Source organism: Methylobacterium sp. AC832, assembly GCF_979256025.1.
Map to the genome: position 1 here is coordinate 338521 of NZ_CEEDMV010000003.1, position 16461 is coordinate 354981.

Genomic DNA, 16461 nt, shown 5'->3' on the forward strand with positions numbered 1-16461 from the left:
CTCCTATCGCGCTTCGAGCGCGGCGATGCGGGCTTCGAGCTCGGCGGCGTAGGCGAGGAGGCCCGCGAGGAAGCGGAACCACTCGGGTGACAGCGCGAGCGTCGAGGCGTTCGGGATGGTCGGCTTGCTCATTCGGTGCGGGTCTCCACCGCCATCGCGCCGCCGAGCAGCGCGACATAGACTGGGTCGCTGACATCGATGCGCCAGGTGCGGCCCTGGACGCCGGTGAGGCCGGTACGCAGCAGGTTCACGCGGGCACGGGTCTCACCCTGCCGACCGAGGGAGCGGACGAGCGGGCTGGACCAGACCGCGCCGCCGTCATCGGACCACGACACCAAGACCTCCGGCGTCTCCACCGTGTCGCCGCCGCCGTCGCGACCGCGTCCGACCACGAAGTCGAAGTCGGCGCGGGGGATGGCGAGACGTGCGGGGAACTCCACGCCAGGACGGGATTCGACCCGGAAGCGCAGGGGAGCACCGTCTTCCTGGAACACGTCCTCGCGGACCTCGAGGAGCCCGGTGCCGCGGCGATCGCCGAGGAGCCAGCGCCCGAAAGCCTTCACTGACTGCGTCGCCCGCCAGCGCGATTCCGCATGGCTGGCGCGCTCGTGCCATTGCTCGGTGGTCAGGTCATAGACCCACGTCCGACCCGGCATCGAGATCGCCCAGAAGGCGTGACCAGCGACGAGATGAACGGAGGCCTCGATCGCGGAGGCGTCGATCTTCGCGGCAGCGGCAAGGTCGCGCTCAACGTCGTGGTTCGAGATGCGCTTCGGGGCGTATCCCGAGAGCTGATAGACGACGCCGTCGTCGCTCGCCCAGATGAGCTCGTTCGACCAGCCCTCTTCGTGCCCAGCGACCGCCCAAGGCCCGATCAGGCCGCGGGGGATACCGGTGAGGCGCGAAAGCGGGAATCCGTTGGCGTTTGCGGGCCCGCCATAGACGCCGATCTCCTGAGGCCCGAAGAGGAACAGCTCCGACCGGAACGCGATCGCGCGCATCAGGCCGCCCGGGCGGGCCTGTTCGGTCGTGTAATCGAGGGTGTTGAACGTCGTGTCGTTCAGGCCAGACGCGTAGCAGCGGCCATCGCCGCCGGTGAAGAAGAACCAGCCGAGCAGGAACTCGACTGAGTTCGGCGCCGGGAAGGAGCCAGGAATCGCAAGCGGCGTCGGGATGCCGTTCGATGTCAGGGTATAGGTGCCATACTCGGTGACACACACGGTCTGAGGCACTGGCGCCCGGTTGTTACGGGCGATGGTGATGCGCTGCGATCCAGGCAGGTCGCCGAGCGGCACCACCGAGCCGTCGGCGCGGATCTGGACCAGCTTGTCCCGGTAGGCCGCGAGGAGCGTGTCGCCCAGCGTGCGCATACCGCGCGGACCGCGCAGGCCGGTATCGGCGAAGCGGGCGAGGCCCGGAACGCGGCGGATCGAGACCGGACCCCGGCTGCCGTCGCCGAGCTGCTCGACGAAGGCGTTGATGAGCCGTCCGGAGCCCTCCTCGGCCGAGAGGCCGGGGCGGGACGAGGTGGGGAACGCGATCGCGGCCATCAGACGGCGTACCCACAGCGACGGCCCCAGAACGCTTCCGTGCGGAGCGGCGGCCGGGCGTCATAGAGGAAGGAGGCGTACCTCAGGCGCTGCTCGGCCGCCGGCACCATGGCCGCCAGCATCGCGACGCGGGCCGGCTCTATCTCGGAGAAGGAGAGGGCGCAGTCGGCCGCCAAGCACTGTGCGAACGCGCTCTGCAGCTCAGGGGCGAGAAGCGAGATGTCTGTCACGCCGCAGATATCGCGGCTGTAGAGCTCAAGTAGCTTCGGCTGGACTCGGGCGGTGATGACGGACCGATCCTTATCGGAAGCGGTCTGTCCCGCCGAAACGATGCCGAGCATCTCCAGGGTGACCTGAACCGCATCGAACACGGACGAGGTCGCGGTTCCAACGTCCAGCTGACGAGCCAGCGCCTTCAGAGCAGCTTCGGCGCGCTTGGCCTCGCCGGCGAGGAGAGTGCGGGTCTCGACGCCGATCCCGAAGGCCTGCGAGCACGCAGACGTCAGGATCGTGGCCAAATGGATCAGCGTCGCGTCGTCGGCCGCCGCGATCGAGGCGATGCTGACGATCTCGCGCAAGCGGAGATCCGCAAGGGTCGGAGCGATGCGAGCGGAGACGACCGCCCTGTCCTTAGCCGAACCGGTGTAGCCGGCGACGACCACACCGAGGCTTTCCAGCACGGCCTGGACCACGTCGAAGGTGCCGGAGGTGGCGACACCGCCGTCAAACTGACGGCTCATCCCGCGCAGGGCCGCCTCGGCACGGGCGGCGGGCTCGCGGAACGGATCCGCTGGCACGCCGAATGGCACAGCACAGGCAAGTGCCAGGATCGCGGCCACGTGCAGCTGCATGGCCGCATCCGCTGACCCAATAGCCGGGATTGCGATGATTTCGCGTTGCTTCAGGTCTGCCAGGACCGATGCCACGCGGGCCGAGACCACGGCGCGGTCATTCGTGGAGCCGGTCTGGCCGGCTTCGACGATCTGTAGCGTCTCAAGCACCGACTGCACGATGTCGAAGGTGCCCGACACCGCCGTGCCAGTATCAACCTGACGCGCGATGCGGCGAAGGGCCGTTTCGGCTTCCTGCCGTTCGGCCTTCAGGCCCTGGATCACCGCGTCGGAGGCACCCAGAAGAGGAGCGCAGCGAGCGGCGAGCAGGGTCGAGAGCGGGAGGAGGGTGCCCGAGTCCGCTACCGAGATCGAGGCAATCGAGATGACCTCGCGGCGGCGCAACTCGGCGAGTAGCACCGGGATCCTGGCCTCGACGACGGTGCGATCCTTGTCGCTGCCCGTCTGGCCACCAGCGACGACGCCGCACAGTTCCAGGACAGTCTGGACGAGGTCGAAATCCCCGGACGTGGCGCTTCCATCATCGATCTGGCGAACGATGGCATGCAGGGCAGTTTCGGAGCGCAGCCCCGCCGCCTGAACCGCGTCGCGCTTTGCCTCCGGGATGCTGAAATGACCGGCGCACCAGGCGGCCAAGGTCGAGGCGAGATGCGGGAGCGCCCCCGGCACCGCGACATCGAGGGAGGCGATATCGACAACGTGGCGCAGGCGCAGATCATCGAGCATCGGAGAGATGCGCGAGGTGACCGTCGCGCGATCCTTGGCGCTGGCGGACTGCCCGGCCTCGACGATCCCGAGGCTTTCGAGGGCGACCTGAACAACGTCGAAGGCTGCCCCGGTACCCACACCGGCATCGAGCTGGCGTGCAATCCTGCGAAGGCTTGCCTCGGCATCGAGGGCGTCAGCTTTCAGGGCTGCGATCGTGACGTCACTCGCCCCGAACTGCCGGGCACAACGGGAGGCCAGGATCATAGACAGATGGGGCAAGGTCCCCGCGTCTGCCGCTTCGAGCGACGCGAGGTTGATCACTTCGCGCTGGCGGAGATCAGCGAGGGTGACTGGCACACGGGCCAGGACGACGGACCGGTCCTTAGCAGAGCCAGTCTGCCCGCCGACGACGACACCAAGGGTCTCGAGGACAGACTGAACCGGATCGAAGGTTCCGGCCGTGGCCAAACCAGTGTCGAGCTGACGGGCGATCGCGCTTAACTCGGCCTCGGCGCGTTGAGCTGCCGCATCAAGCCGGGTCTGTGTCTGAGCATCGATCGGAAAGGAGCTACCGCAGGCGGCGGAAACGATCGTCGAAAGCGGGAGCAGGGCGGCTGCGTCCACCACATCGAGGCTGGCGAACGCGATCACCTCACGCTGGCGCAAACCGGCCAACACAGGAGCGATCCGAGCGGTGACGACAGAGCGATCTTTCGCCGACGCGGTGTAACCAGGCGCCACGACGCCAAGGTTCTCCAGCACCGTTTGCACCAGGTCGAAAGTGCCGCTGGTCGCTGCGCCGGTGTCGAGTTGCCGACCGATCAGGCGGAGGCTGGCCTCAGCGCGCTGCTCTTCGCCCCTCAGGCCAGTGAGCATAGGCTCGGCGATGCCGAACAGCGGGGCACAGCGCGCAGCCAGGATGTTGGTCAGCGGCAGCATCGTCGCGGCATCGGCCGAGGCGACGGTCGGGATAGTGATGATTTCGCGAAGCCGCAGATCAGCCAGGACAGTCGGGATCCGAGCCGAAATGACGCTGCGATCCTTCTCCGTCGCGGTTTGACCCGCAGCGACCACGCCGAGCATCTCAAGCACGGACTGGACAAGATCGAAGGTGCCGTCGGTGGCTGTGCCGACGTCGAACTGTCGGGAGAGAGCTTTGAGAGCCACTTCGGCACGCTCGGCCTCGCCAGCCAGCCGCGTGCGGGTTTCGACCTCGACGCCGAAGGACTGTGAACAGACCGACGACAGGATGGCCGCGATGTGGATCAGAGCGGCATCATCAGCTGCGTCGATCGAGGCAATGTTCACGATCTCGCGGAGACGAAGATCCGCGAGCGTCGGGGCAATGCGCGCCGACACGACGGCACGATCCTTCGCCGAACCCGAATAGCCCGCCGCCACCACGTTCAGGTTCTCAAGAACAGCCTGAACGACATCGAAGGTACCCGACGTCGCGACACCGCCATCGAACTGGCGGCTCATGGCGCGGAGCGACGCTTCAGCACGGGCAGCGGACTCGCGGAAGGGGTCCGCCGGTACGCCGAACGGCACGGCGCAGGCCAGCGCTAAGATCGCCGCCACATGGAGCTGCATCGCAGCGTCCGCGGACGCGATGGAAGGAATCTCGATGATTTCGCGCTGTTTCAGATCGGCTAGAACCGGTGCGATCCGAGCTGACACCACGGCCCGATCGTTCGCGGAGCTGGTCTGGCCCGCTTCGACGACCTGTAGCGTCTCGAGTACCGACTGCACGACGTCGAAGGCGCCCGACACGGCTGATCCGGTATCAACCTGGCGCGCGATCCGACGAAGAGCGGTTTCGGCCGCCTGACACTCGCCCTTCAGGCTCTGGACGACAGCATCCGGGGCACCGAGCAGGGCTGCGCATTTGCTGGCGAGCAGCGTCGCGAGAGAGAGGAGGGTGCCCTCATCGGCGGCGTCGATCGAGGAGAGTGAGATGACCTCACGACGACGCAGCTCAGCGAGTAGCACCGGGATACGGGCCTCGACGACGGTGCGATCCTTGTCGCTGCCCGTCTGGCCGCCGGCAACGACGCCGGACAGCTCCAAGACGGTCTGCACGAGGTCGAAGTCAGCTCCAGTCCCGACCCCGACATCGAGCTGACGGGCGATACGGCGCAAACTTGCCTCGGCGTCGATCGAGTCCGCCTTCAGCGCGGCGATCGTGACGTCGTTGGCGCCGAACTGCCTCGCACACCGGGACGCCAGGATGATTGCCAGATGGGGCAGGGTCCCTGCGTCCGCCGTCTCGAGCGACGCAAGGCTGATTACCTCACGCTGGCGAAGGTCGGCCAGAGTGACCGGCACGCGCGCTAGGACAACGGATCGATCCTTCGCGGAACCGGTCTGACCGCCAACGACCACCCCAAGGGTTTCAAGAACGGACTGGATTGGATCGAACGTCCCAACCGTCGCAACGCCCGTGTCGAGCTGCCGCGCCATTGCCTTCAGCGACGCTTCGGCCCGACCAGCCGCGGCCGCCAGCAGCGTGGAGACATCGGCCGGGATCCTGAACGCATCCGCGCAGGTCGCCGTCAGGATCGTGATGACATGCGGGAGCGTTGCGGGCGGTGCAGCGCCAAGGGAGGCGATGGACACGATCTCGCGTAGGCGGAGATCATCCAGCATCGAGGCGACACGGGCGGACACGACAGAGCGATCCGCAGCGCTCGCGGTCTGACCCGCCTCAACGACGCGCAAGCGCTCCAGCACGACCTGGATGGGATCGAGCGTGCCGGACACCGCCGAGCCTGTATCGAGCTGGCGAGTGAGAGCGCGAAGTGCAGCCTCTGCATCGACGGCTTCCGCCTTCAGCCCCTGCAGCATGGCCTCGGGGATGGCGAACAAGCGGGCGCAGCGTGCCGCCAGGAGCGCGGCGAGGTGAAGTTTTGTCGAGTCGTCCGCCGTGTCGACCGAGACGAGATTGATGACCTCGCGCTTACGCAGATCAGCCAGGAGGACGGCGACCCGAGCAGTGACCACCGCCCGATCTTTCAGCGATGCGGTCTGACCGGCCGAGAGCACACCCAGCATCTCGAGGACGGATTGCGTGAGGTCGAAGGTCCCGCTGGTGCCGGCACCGCTATCGAGTTGGCGGGTCTGACGGTGGAGCGCGGCCTCGGCGAGAAGGGCTTCCTCCTTCAGGGCCTTGCGCACGTCGGCGGGCAGACCCCACGCCATAGCGCAGGCCGACGTCAGGATGACGGAGAGCTGCAGCAGGGTCGAGGCATCGGCGTCGGCCGCAGACGCGATCGAGATCACCTCGCGGTTGCGCAGGTCGGCCAGGACCGCACCGACGCGGCCGGTGATGATGCTCCGATCCTTGTCCGAGGCGGTGCGACCGACCGCGACGGCGCCGAGGTTTTCCAGTGTGACCTGGACGAGGTCGAATGTCCCGCCGGTGGCGACGCCCGTGTCAAACTGCCGGACCAGGCTGTTCAACGCCTGCTCGGCGCCGCCGGCGGCCTGACCCAACGCAGCCTGTGCCGCCGCATCAGCTCCGAAGGTGGGAGCGCAGCGTGCGACCAGGATGGTGGCCAGATGCGGGAGCATCGCCGCGTCGGCCTGCGCCAAGGTCAGGAAGGTCGTGATCTCGCGCGCGCGGAGATCCGCGAGCATGGGCGCGACGCGGGCGTTGACGACGCCCCGATCCTGCGCCGACGGCGACTGCCCGGGGGAGACGACGCCGAGCGTCTCCAGGACATGCTGCACAATGTCGAAGGCGTCCGTGGCGGCCGTGGTCGAGAACTGCCGCGCCATGCTCTTAAGCATGGCCTCGGCTTCGGATGCGACCTGCGCCAGCTCGGTCCGCTTCGTCCCCGAGATCCCGAACGGGGTCGAGCAGGCGAAGGTGATGATGTCCGCAACGTAGAGGAACACCGCATCGTCGAGGGAATCGGCGTTGAGGCCGACGAACACCTCTCGACGTGCGAGTTCGGACAGCTTCGGGTCGATCCGGGCGTTGACCGTCTGGCGGTCCTCCGCCGCAGCCGACTGGCCAGCCGCCAGCACGCCCAGGTTCTGGAGTACGAGCTCGATCAGATCCTGACGCGTGCGGGCCATGTTACTTCCCAGCCTTGGCAGCGGGCTTCGGGGCGGTAGCGGCGTCGAGGTCGCTGCGCACGGCGGCCAGATCGGCGGCCATGGCTTCGAGCTTCCCGTTCAGCTCGTCGCGCTCGGCGACGGCAAACCCGCCATCCTCCTGCGCCTTGGCCAGCAGCTCCTTCAGCGAGACGATCTCGCCAGCAGCGGCCTCGAGGCCGGACTCGGCATCCTCGATTTCGCCCACGAGACGCTGGTTCTCTTCGGTGCCGGCGGTGATGATGCCGGTCAGGCGATCGATCTCGGCAAGCGCATTGGCGAGGTCGATGGACATAGCCGGCACATCGAGGTCCGCACGGTCGACGCGAAAGCCCGACACGGCATCGATCACAGCGTCACTGTACTGGCGCCCCTCGGCGCGTGCGGTCAGCGCCTCAGCCGTGGCGAGGCCCTGGTCGACGATGCAGGCCGGCGAGGCTTCCCAGCCATCCGGCAGAGCCTCGCCCGGGGCGAGGTTGAAAATCTCGGCGGACCCGTCGGGCTTGTAGCCCCAGGTCGAATTGGTCTGGTCCATCGTGGGCCCTTCGTCTGGATCGGAGAGGGACGCGCGGCCCCGGAACGACGAAGGGCGCCACGAGGGCGCCCTTTCGTCTTAGCGGTGGTAGGGGCTGGATCAGCCGGCGAGGCGGACGGCGAGGTCCGGGTAGATCGCCTCCCAGCCGAACAGGATGTCGGCGCGGACGATCTCGACGTCGTTGGTGATGTCGTAATCCTTCAGGAGGCGGATCGAGAGACCCTCGGCGCTCTCCTGAGCCTTCCAGGCGACGCCATCGGGCATTTCCAGGGGCACGGTCACCATGGCCAGTGCATTCTTGTGGAAGCAGAGGTTCTGGGGGAACACCTGGTTGGCCGCGCCAATGACGGTAATGGCGGCGTTGTGGACCGGAGCGGCCGACACGGTCTGGTAGGGACCCGACACGATGATCGCGGGCGAGATGGTGACGCTGGCGTTGCCGGAAACGTCGGCGCTCACGCCGGAGCGGACCACGAACTGCTGGAGGTAGGGCAGGGTCGTCTTGCCCGAACCGCCCTCGCCCGGGACCGGGTTCACGGCGAACACACCGGCGATGGTGAACACGTCACCTTCGCGCAGGACGTTGGCGGCCGAGGCGTCGAAGCCCTTCACCGACAGCTGCTGGACACCGGTCTTCATCACGTCGCGGTAGGCCGACGCCTGACCGGAACCGTTGATGAGCGGGGTGCCCGCCTTGGTGCCGACCTGGTGGCTGCGCAGGTTCACCGACTCGTGGGTGTTCACGCCCGCGAGGTTGCCGATCTCACCGGTGGCCCATGCATCGGCCGCCTGCTGCGGCATGTTCAGGGTGGTGAGGGTGCCGGCGATCTTGTGGAACGCCTCGGAGGTGAGGACGGCGCGGCGGTCCTGCTTCGGCACGGCCATCTCGGTCATGCGCTGGGCAACGGCGCCCATCGAGGCATAGTTCGAGGGCGTGGTGCCCGGAGTGCCAACGACGTTCCAGACCTTGCGGTAGAGCGCGGCACCATAGGTGTCGACGGTCTGCGCCAGGGTGATCATGGCGGGCTTGATGTAGCGCTCCGAGTACTCGTCGATCGAGAGCGTCAGGTCCTGGGTGTTGAAGTTCCAGGAGACGTGCTTGCGCTGGTCGATCTTGATGGAGGTGCTGCCCTCCTCGACGTCCTGGTTCTGGCGGACGGCGCCGTCGACGGTGACGAACTTCACCGGCTTGCGGATGGTGACGGTGTCACCGACCTTGGCGAACTCCTTCTTGTACTGGCGGTGAGCCAGCTTGCCGAAGACGAGGTTGTTCTTCAGCTGCATCAGCGCCTCTTTGGCGATGACGGCGGGGACGAGGGGCGTGGTGTTGGCCATAGCTCAGAGGTTCCTTGTGATCGTACTGAGAGGGGTCAGCCGCGCTTGCCCGCGCGCCATTTTTCGTACTCGGCGAAGGACATCTTCGACGGGTCCGGGCCGGTCGCGGCCGCACCGGTGACTGGCTTGGCGGGGGCGGGGGCAGACGGGGTTCGGTTGGGTTTCGCCAGGGTCAGGCGATGTTCGAGCGCACCCACAGCCTTGGCGGCCTGGATCGGGCTCATCCCGTTGAGCTTCGTCAGCTCGGCGGGGTTCTTAGCGAGGTAATAGGCGAGGAGACCGCCCTTCTCGCTGTCGACGACGAGGTCCTGAACGTGCGGCTTCACCTCACGGCTCGCGGCACTCTTCACGACGGTGTCGAAATCCGCGATCTTCTCGCGAGCCTCGTCCATCCGGTCCTGGAAAGCCTCGACGGCCGCTTCACGGGCCTGCGCCTGTCGGGTCGAGGACTGCGCCTCGCGCTCGGTGACACGCTGCTCGGCGAGGGCCTTGCGGATGCGATAGTCCGCCTTGGCGTCCTCGTAGGACACGTAATCCTCGAAGTCGGCCTCCTTCGGAGCCGCACCGATTTCCTTCTCGATAGCTGCCTTCCGGTCACCACTGTCGCCCGTCGGCGCACTGCGGGTCGCGGCAAGCTCAGCCTCGAGGCGGGCGATGCGATCCTGCATCCGGGTGATCCCCGAACGCTTCTTGGGCTTCTCCTCGGCACCCTCGTCGTCGGCATCAGCCTTCGGAGCGGGGGCGGCGGGTTCGGCCGGGTCTGTCCCTGGCGTTGCGGCGGTAGTGTCACCCTCGGCCGGCTGGCCGGGAATGGAAGCGTCCGCCGCTTCCGAGGTCTCTGCGCCCGCAGCCTGCGTTTCCGCTGGCCCGCCAAGCACGATCAGGTCCTCGTCCATGTGTGTCGTCCATAGAAAAACCCGCCACGCGCGAGCGGGACGGGTTGGGGCATCATCGCGGCCTGCGCGGATCGCTGGCCTGCGTGAAGGGGAGTGGACGCGCTTATTCGGCCGGATGAGGCGGCGGCGCGTCGATCAAAAGGGGTGTGAAAAGCGGACGGGGCCCGGCTGGGCTCGCGCGTCTCGCGACGGATAGCTAATGCGCGGAGATTGCCCGTCGGGTCAAGAGGGTTGGCGACGGTCCGCTAGGCGACTTGGAACTGTATCAGCGGGACGCGTGTCGAGATCTCGGTAAAGCTGAGGGCACCGATATCAGTAGGCCACACGCCAAACGTCGCCGGCCGAGAATACCCCGCCGGCTGGGAGCCGATGGCGCTGCCGATGGCGCCCGTCGCACTACCAATTCGGGAGGTATGGTTGGATGCCGCCGGCCCCTGCGCCATCAGGACTGCTGTGGTGTTGTCGAGCTGCAAGGCGAACCAGTAGTCGCCCGCTTCCAGCGTTGCTTGCGAGACGAGGGCGGCATCCACCAGCGCGATGGCGTCGGTCGAACCGGACACCGTGTTGGCGACCAGAAGGCCGGGCTTCGCCGTGTCAGCGTTGTGCTTGTAGATGCCTAACTGAAAAAGACCGCCGGCGAAAAGTGTCGTGACGCGCGCGCCGAGCTTGGCAATCGTGACTGGACGCTCGAGGGAGCCGAACCCGAGCGTCATGCTGTTGGCAGTAGCAGCGACGCCAGCTGCAGGCGGGCCCTGACCGAACGGAGTGTAGAACCGGCCGGGGACGTAGCCGGGGTGCCCCCCGTTCTGGGCGCCAGTAGCGCCGCCGAGAGATTTGATCATGGAAGCCTCGTGTCATCTCGTGCGGTGCGAGGTCAGATACCGTCGCCGACAGTGAACTCGATGTCCGGTGCGCCGCTCGCGACGAGCACAGCCACATGCCGCTGATTCCGTTCGAGGGTCTGGACCTCGACGGCACCGGGCGGAATGCTCTGCGCGCCCGGGCTCGCGCCCGTCGGCGCGACTGGCAGCGCCATGCCAGCGCCGGCGCCGAACTCGAGGGACACAGCGACGGCACCGCGGTTCCAGATCCGCACCTGCCCCCCACTACCGAGCGGGAATCCCGTCAAGAGTGGCGCCGCGCCCGCCACCGTGTTCGCCTGAAGGCGGATCGTCCCATTCGGGACCGCTCGAAACGCTCGTTCCATCACGACACCATCATCGGAGCCGCGGGCTCGCCCAACGCGCTCGGGTCAAAAGAAAGGGCGCCCTGTGGCGCCCCGGTCAGTTCAGCGGGCATCTCGCCCGGCTGCATCATGTCGAGCGGCGGCGGGCCGCCCTGCTCCATGGGATCGCCCATCCCGTCGTCGGGCGGGCCGGCCTCCGGAGGCGTCATCTCCTCCATCAGCATCGTGACCATGTCGCCGAGCTGCTGGAGAGCGGAGGCCATCGCGTCGATGCGCGGATCCTCGACGGGAGCGGAGGGCGTGGCGCCGGCGACAGGCTCGGGAGGACGTGCGGCCTCGGCCATGCGCGCCTCATGGTCGAGCTGCGCCTTTTCCACCTCGGCCTGGATCTTCGCCATCTCGGCCTGCAGCTTCTGGTGCTCCACCTGGAGCTTGGCGCCGTCGAGCTCGTGCTGTGCCTCGGCAAGCTGCGCCTGGCGTTCCTGCGCCTGCATGGCGGCCTGCTCCTGAGGCGAGGGCGGCATCGCAGCGGGCGGAGGCTCACCGGCTTCCTGCGCCTCCTTCGCCTGGATCGCCGGCGGCAGCATCGTGCGGATGCGCTCGGCGACCTTGTCGGCCATCGGCCAATCCTGCGCCTTCGCCATCAGGTCGATGACCATCGGGGCGATCTCGGGCGCCGCCTGGACAAGCGAGATCATGCCATCGAGCGCGGCCTCACGGCGGGTCGTGTAGGACGCGCCCATCTCCATCGCGACGTCATAAGCACCAACCGTAACGTCGTTGCGCACCGCCTCGGGCTGGTCGTCGAGTGACATACCCTCAGGCTTGTTGATTTCGACGCGGTCGACCTTGCCGTCCTCGCCCACGATGCGGAGCGTGCGGTTCGTGTCGTAGATGTGCGGGATCAGATCGCAGACGATCGCGCCCGTGTGGCGGATCGCACGGCTGAAATTGACGATGTAGACGAACGACCCGACGTCGCCCTCTTGCTGGCGGGCCCGGATCGCCTTGCCTGACGTCTCGTTCGAGCGAGCGCCGAGCGAGGCGTCATAGATGCCGGTGATCGCCTTCATGTCCTCGGCGGCGTCACGCGTCAGCTCGGCAAGGCCGGCGCTGGCAACCGGAGGCGGGACGCGCTGGGGAGCGGCGTTCGGCGCGCGCGGGTCGAGGTTGAACGGCAGGAAGGGATGGTTCTCGGTGTTGGCCGTCTGCCAGACGTGCTCGTAGCCCTTGAACATCTCGACGGTACCGGTGAACGGCGCCTTGGGCTGTAGCGCCACCACTTCGGTCTGGGTCGAGCGAGCATAGTTGTAGGCGCGCTGCGCATCCTTGGCCTTGCGGATGATGCCGCGGCGGACGCGCTTCTTGCCGATCGTCGTCTCAATGCCGAGCACGGGCACCACCGGGATGAACCGGCCGGGCCAGGGCGTCGGCCCTTCGAGCACATCCGTACCGCTGACGATGTAGCGCTCGATCTTGTGGCCGTCGCGCTTCTCGATGCGGGCGCCGGTGGCCTCCGCCATCGCTAGCTTCTCGGCGTGGTCCTCATCGGCGGTGTCGGTCAGGTCGAGGATCTCACCGTCCGGCATCAGGGCCAGGGTCTTCTTGATCGGGGTCTTCACCCAATACTCGGCGACGCGCACAGCATCGTTCGTGGACCACTCGGCGAGCCCGCGCCCGGTCAGGTCCTCATCACCGATCTCGGCGGCCGGATGGTCGGGATACGTCTCCTCGTAGATGTCACGGGACATATCCACGGGCACGAAGCAGAACTTCGCGTCCTCACGAGTCGGCAGCACCGCGTCCGGGTCCCAGCGCACGCCGAACCCGTCGGGAATCGGAGCGATGCGGATCTCCTGCTCAAACGTGCTGTCCGAGCCGTATTCCGTCATCACCTTCCAGTGGCCGATTCCGGCGGAAACCTGCTGATCTGCGGCCGAAAAGTATGCTGCGGGGGCATCGCTACGGTTCTCTACGTAGCGCACCAGGCCGGCGATCGTATCGGCCGTCTTCGGGTCGCCGCGGCTGTCCACCGGCACGACCTTGATGGCCGGGCGCATCTGACGGATGTCGCCCGTGATCTGCGCGATGGTGGTGCCGAGGCGGTCGAACTCGAGGCAGGGCCGGCCCTCGCGCGAATCCTTGGCCGCCTGCGTCCACTGCGCGCCGGGGATCTCGACGAACTCGATGTCCTCGTATGACGCCGAGCGGTTCTCGCGGTCCGCCTCGTCCGCACGACGCCACCGCTTCATGGCGATCTCGTGTACGGTCGACGCGGCCTTGCCCTTCTCCGCCTTCTCGGCGGCAGGCTTGCTCGTGCGCTTGGGCTGCTTGGCCATCAGTTACCCATCCATCCGCCGCCGCCACGACGGGCGGGGATCTTCAGCTTCAGAGGCTCGGCGTCGATCACGGGCTCGGCGAAGGTCAGCGCGACGGCATCCCACAGGTCAGGCGAGGGGATGCCCATGCCGCGCATCTTCTCCTTCGACCAAAGCTGGAGCTGGTGGCGCGAGTTGTGACCGTAGCCCGTCGAGCAGGCGTCGGCCTGGAGCTCGTCCTCGTCCGGGATGTCGACGCCGGCGACGTCCTCGAGCCATTCGAGGGAGTTCATCCAGATCTCGGCGCGCCGGTTCAGCGGACCGGGCAGCTCCTCGCCATTCGTGGGCGAGTAGCGCTTCGGCTGGAGAGGCGAGCCGCCGAAGTTCACCGGAACGACGATGTTGCGCCCGCCCGGGCCATAGCCGCGCTCGACGAGGATGTCATAGACGCCGGCGCCGTAACCGCCCGTCACGTCGATGAAGGCCTTCACCGGGTTGTCGCGATCGATCTCGCCGGCGAGGTAATTCGCGCTCTCCGGGATGGAGAGGCCGGGCTTGCCGCCGGCCCACAGGACCTTGCGGCCGCGCCGCTTGGCCAGCGCGTGGCGGTCGCCGCCCTGGTGCGCGGGATCGTACCCGAACACGAGCGGGCCCGAAGGCTCCACGGTGCGTTTGCGGGCGGCCATAACCAGCTTGGCGCTGATCAGCCCGTTGGTATTCGCCATCTGGAAAGCCTCGGCCGCCGTCGCGGGGTATTCCTGCCGGAACAGGGACTCGCCGAGATCCGCGATGCGCAGGCGACGCCAGTACATCTGTGCGGCATCGAGCCCGTAGGCTTCGGCGTAATCGACCTCGGACTCGCCCTGGTCGTCGGGGTCTGGGTTCAGCGTGAAGTCGGCGGGCGGAGCCTTCCGGTACTCCTCCTGCCAGAACCAGGGCACGAAGATCGCGATGAACTCGCTCTCCCCACGCTCGGCCTTGCGCCACATCTGGTGGTAATAGTTGCCGACGCCGTGCGCCGTGCTTTCGAGGATGACCTCGGTCCCAGGCTCATCCGCGATTGCCTGCATGACACCCGATGCGTGGGTGTTGGCGAAGGGCCAGAACGCGACCTCCGAGCCGTGGAAGAGCTGCAGGGTGTTACCGCGGCCCGACCCCTTCGAGCCGGCGGTACCGACCTTGTAGCCGCTGTCGAGGCGATCGAAGAGCAGCTCCTTCGCGTTGGCCGCGCTCGTCGACGGCTTGACCAGCGGCGGGCAGTGCTCGTGGTACCGGTTGACCATCTCGAACAGTGCCTCGGTGGCTTTCTGTTCGTGGGTCAGGATGTAGGTCCGAACGCCTCGACTATGCGTCGTGCGCCAGTAGTACCGGGCGCCGATGTAGGTCGAGCATCCCTGTTGCCGGCCCTTCAGTACCAGCGCTCGGATCTTGCCCGTCTCGCGTCGCTGCTCTTCCAGCTTCGCGTGAATGTAGAGCTGGGCGCGGTTCAACGTGAACGGCACGACCTTGCCCGACTTGGTGCGGATCTTCATGCACCGCGGGGCATAGTGCTCGAAATCATCCTTCAAGCGCTGCATGACCGCGCGCTGACGGTCCGTGAGCGGCTCCCTCGACGCTTCCGACATCGCCACCGCCCTATTCCAGCTCGGCGAGCGAATCCTCGAAGCTCCGAGACGTCACTTCGACCTTGTCCTTCCACATCCCGAGGTGACGGCCGACGAGCTCGAGCGCCTTATCCTTGGAGTGGAGCTTCATCTCCATGCCGTCTTTCGTGACCTTCACGCCGGCATAAAGCGAGCGGGCCGAAGCCGACGCCCGAGCGCTATCCTTGAAGACCGCGCGCCCCTCGCCCTCGCCGAAGCATTCCGGACATTCCGGGTTCGGATCGCGGGTCGCGTTGAACCCCATCCCACCCTCGGAATCGAAGAAGGTCGTCTCCTTGCCCTTCTTCACGGCCTCTTCGTTCGCCTTGGCGTGCTCGGCTTCAGCGCGCTCGAGTTCGCGCGGCGTCCGCTGGAAACGGAAGCCTTCCCCCCAGCAGTACCGGCAGCAGCCGCGGCGATGCTCAACGAGCGAGTTCGCATCGGTCGAGGCGATCCGCCAGAGCTCGGTCAGGACCTGGTCAGCGGTGATCGCAGTACGCTGAGAACGCTCGGCCTGCGCCAGATCAACCGCGGCTGCGATCTCAGGTTTTCTCAGGTTCTCCCAGCCCGTCTGCGCGGCCGTATCTTCGCTGTAGCCAGCACGGATCGCAGCCTGCGTCGCGTTCAAGTCGACGAGGTATTCCTCGACGAAGCGGCGTTGCTTATCCGTCAGCGACACAGGTTCAACCCTTCCGCCGCTCGCAAGCGACCTTGTGAAACTCGCCCGGGCCCAGGCTCAGATGCGTGGCCAGCACCGGGCCGACCTGCGCGCATTCCGTGACCTGCGCGACGGGCTGGACGACCATGTCGAGGGCGTTGTCGCGCGAGCAGTCCGAGCCGGCGACACCAGCGGCACAGACGAGGACGACAGCGAGGAATCCGGTCATGCGCTCGGCATCCCGTCGATGGCGGTGCAGCGGGCGCGGATCTCGCGGGGATCACCGGGCAGGCCGAAGCGCGCAATGTTCGCGGCGCGGCCCTGGCAGGCGTAGAGGCCGCCCCAGACGCGCGGGGAGGCGGTGAGCGGACGGCAGACCGTACCGCGGCAAGCCTCGGCCTCGATGCGGTAGCCGATGGTCTCGGCATGCGCCGGCTGCGGGATGAACAGATGCACCCACAGCACGATGGCGCCGACGATCGCGAGGATGGCCGGGATGCGCCACAGGTCGTTGACCGGCGGCGGCGAGGGGGCGGCGACGTTGCCGAGCACGGCACGCGCACACCCAATCACGCCCGGATCGCCGTCCTCGGCAGCTGCAGCCAGATACTCGGCTCGCAGCTCCGGCGTGTCGAGATAGTCGAGCGAGGAATATGGGCGGAGCGAGACAACGCTCATCA

13 protein-coding genes are annotated in these 16461 nt (G+C 67.2%); all 13 read right to left on the minus strand.

From position 1 onward, the window contains the following. Window positions 1–3: 3 nt before the first annotated feature. The 13 genes from AC0IXR_RS13120 to AC0IXR_RS13180 all read right to left on the minus strand — a co-directional run bounded on the left by AC0IXR_RS13120 (window position 4) and on the right by AC0IXR_RS13180 (window position 16459). Window positions 4–132, minus strand: coding sequence for a hypothetical protein (locus tag AC0IXR_RS13120; protein WP_471760999.1), 129 nt, complete (start codon window positions 130–132; stop codon window positions 4–6). Next, on the minus strand, window positions 129–1550 hold the full coding sequence (locus tag AC0IXR_RS13125; protein ID WP_471761000.1) for a hypothetical protein: 1422 nt from the start codon (window positions 1548–1550) through the stop codon (window positions 129–131). Before AC0IXR_RS13125 ends, AC0IXR_RS13120 begins: the two co-directional genes overlap by 4 nt. Then, on the minus strand, window positions 1550–7192 hold the full coding sequence (locus AC0IXR_RS13130) for a hypothetical protein (protein ID WP_471761001.1): 5643 nt from the start codon (window positions 7190–7192) through the stop codon (window positions 1550–1552). Before AC0IXR_RS13130 ends, AC0IXR_RS13125 begins: the two co-directional genes overlap by 1 nt. A 1-nt stretch (window position 7193) precedes the next feature. Next, window positions 7194–7745 (minus strand): hypothetical protein, encoded by a 552-nt coding sequence (locus tag AC0IXR_RS13135; protein WP_471761002.1) that lies wholly within the window; start codon window positions 7743–7745, stop codon window positions 7194–7196. 99 nt (window positions 7746–7844) lie between these two features. Continuing rightward, window positions 7845–9080, minus strand: coding sequence for a P22 phage major capsid protein family protein (locus AC0IXR_RS13140; protein ID WP_471761003.1), 1236 nt, complete (start codon window positions 9078–9080; stop codon window positions 7845–7847). Between the two features lie 35 nt (window positions 9081–9115). Further along, window positions 9116–9976, minus strand: coding sequence for a hypothetical protein (locus AC0IXR_RS13145; protein WP_471761004.1), 861 nt, complete (start codon window positions 9974–9976; stop codon window positions 9116–9118). Between the two features lie 245 nt (window positions 9977–10221). Beyond that, window positions 10222–10818 carry a hypothetical protein gene (locus AC0IXR_RS13150; RefSeq protein WP_471761006.1) on the minus strand — a complete coding sequence of 199 codons (597 nt, stop codon included), beginning with the start codon at window positions 10816–10818 and terminating at the stop codon, window positions 10222–10224. Between the two features lie 32 nt (window positions 10819–10850). After that, window positions 10851–11183 (minus strand): hypothetical protein, encoded by a 333-nt coding sequence (locus tag AC0IXR_RS13155; protein ID WP_471761008.1) that lies wholly within the window; start codon window positions 11181–11183, stop codon window positions 10851–10853. Continuing rightward, window positions 11183–13501: a portal protein gene (locus AC0IXR_RS13160; protein WP_471761009.1), complete on the minus strand. Its 2319-nt coding sequence runs from the start codon at window positions 13499–13501 to the stop codon at window positions 11183–11185. Before AC0IXR_RS13160 ends, AC0IXR_RS13155 begins: the two co-directional genes overlap by 1 nt. Then, the gene (locus AC0IXR_RS13165) at window positions 13501–15105 is read right to left on the minus strand and encodes a hypothetical protein (protein ID WP_471761010.1); all 1605 of its coding nucleotides are present in this window, start codon (window positions 15103–15105) and stop codon (window positions 13501–13503) included. The genes AC0IXR_RS13160 and AC0IXR_RS13165 overlap by 1 nt, the downstream gene beginning before the upstream one ends. Before the next feature lie 10 nt (window positions 15106–15115). Further along, window positions 15116–15802: a terminase small subunit gene (locus tag AC0IXR_RS13170; protein WP_471761011.1), complete on the minus strand. Its 687-nt coding sequence runs from the start codon at window positions 15800–15802 to the stop codon at window positions 15116–15118. Between the two features lie 4 nt (window positions 15803–15806). Beyond that, window positions 15807–16010, minus strand: a complete 204-nt coding sequence (locus tag AC0IXR_RS13175; RefSeq protein ID WP_471761012.1) for a hypothetical protein — start codon at window positions 16008–16010, stop codon at window positions 15807–15809. Then, window positions 16007–16459, minus strand: a complete 453-nt coding sequence (locus tag AC0IXR_RS13180; protein ID WP_471761013.1) for a helix-turn-helix domain-containing transcriptional regulator — start codon at window positions 16457–16459, stop codon at window positions 16007–16009. The genes AC0IXR_RS13175 and AC0IXR_RS13180 overlap by 4 nt, the downstream gene beginning before the upstream one ends. Window positions 16460–16461 lie beyond the last annotated feature (2 nt).

Bases quoted from the DNA above. Each gene is read 5' to 3' on its own strand.
- AC0IXR_RS13120 (WP_471760999.1), bottom strand. From the start codon at position 132: ATGAGCAAGCCGACCATCCCGAACGCCTCGACGCTCGCGCTGTCACCC.
- AC0IXR_RS13125 (WP_471761000.1), bottom strand. From the start codon at position 1,550: ATGGCCGCGATCGCGTTCCCCACCTCGTCCCGCCCCGGCCTCTCGGCC.
- AC0IXR_RS13130 (WP_471761001.1), bottom strand. From the start codon at position 7,192: ATGGCCCGCACGCGTCAGGATCTGATCGAGCTCGTACTCCAGAACCTG.
- AC0IXR_RS13135 (WP_471761002.1), bottom strand. From the start codon at position 7,745: ATGGACCAGACCAATTCGACCTGGGGCTACAAGCCCGACGGGTCCGCC.
- AC0IXR_RS13140 (WP_471761003.1), bottom strand. From the start codon at position 9,080: ATGGCCAACACCACGCCCCTCGTCCCCGCCGTCATCGCCAAAGAGGCG.
- AC0IXR_RS13145 (WP_471761004.1), bottom strand. From the start codon at position 9,976: ATGGACGAGGACCTGATCGTGCTTGGCGGGCCAGCGGAAACGCAGGCT.
- AC0IXR_RS13150 (WP_471761006.1), bottom strand. From the start codon at position 10,818: ATGATCAAATCTCTCGGCGGCGCTACTGGCGCCCAGAACGGGGGGCAC.
- AC0IXR_RS13155 (WP_471761008.1), bottom strand. From the start codon at position 11,183: ATGGAACGAGCGTTTCGAGCGGTCCCGAATGGGACGATCCGCCTTCAG.
- AC0IXR_RS13160 (WP_471761009.1), bottom strand. From the start codon at position 13,501: ATGGCCAAGCAGCCCAAGCGCACGAGCAAGCCTGCCGCCGAGAAGGCG.
- AC0IXR_RS13165 (WP_471761010.1), bottom strand. From the start codon at position 15,105: ATGTCGGAAGCGTCGAGGGAGCCGCTCACGGACCGTCAGCGCGCGGTC.
- AC0IXR_RS13175 (WP_471761012.1), bottom strand. From the start codon at position 16,010: ATGACCGGATTCCTCGCTGTCGTCCTCGTCTGTGCCGCTGGTGTCGCC.
- AC0IXR_RS13180 (WP_471761013.1), bottom strand. From the start codon at position 16,459: ATGAGCGTTGTCTCGCTCCGCCCATATTCCTCGCTCGACTATCTCGAC.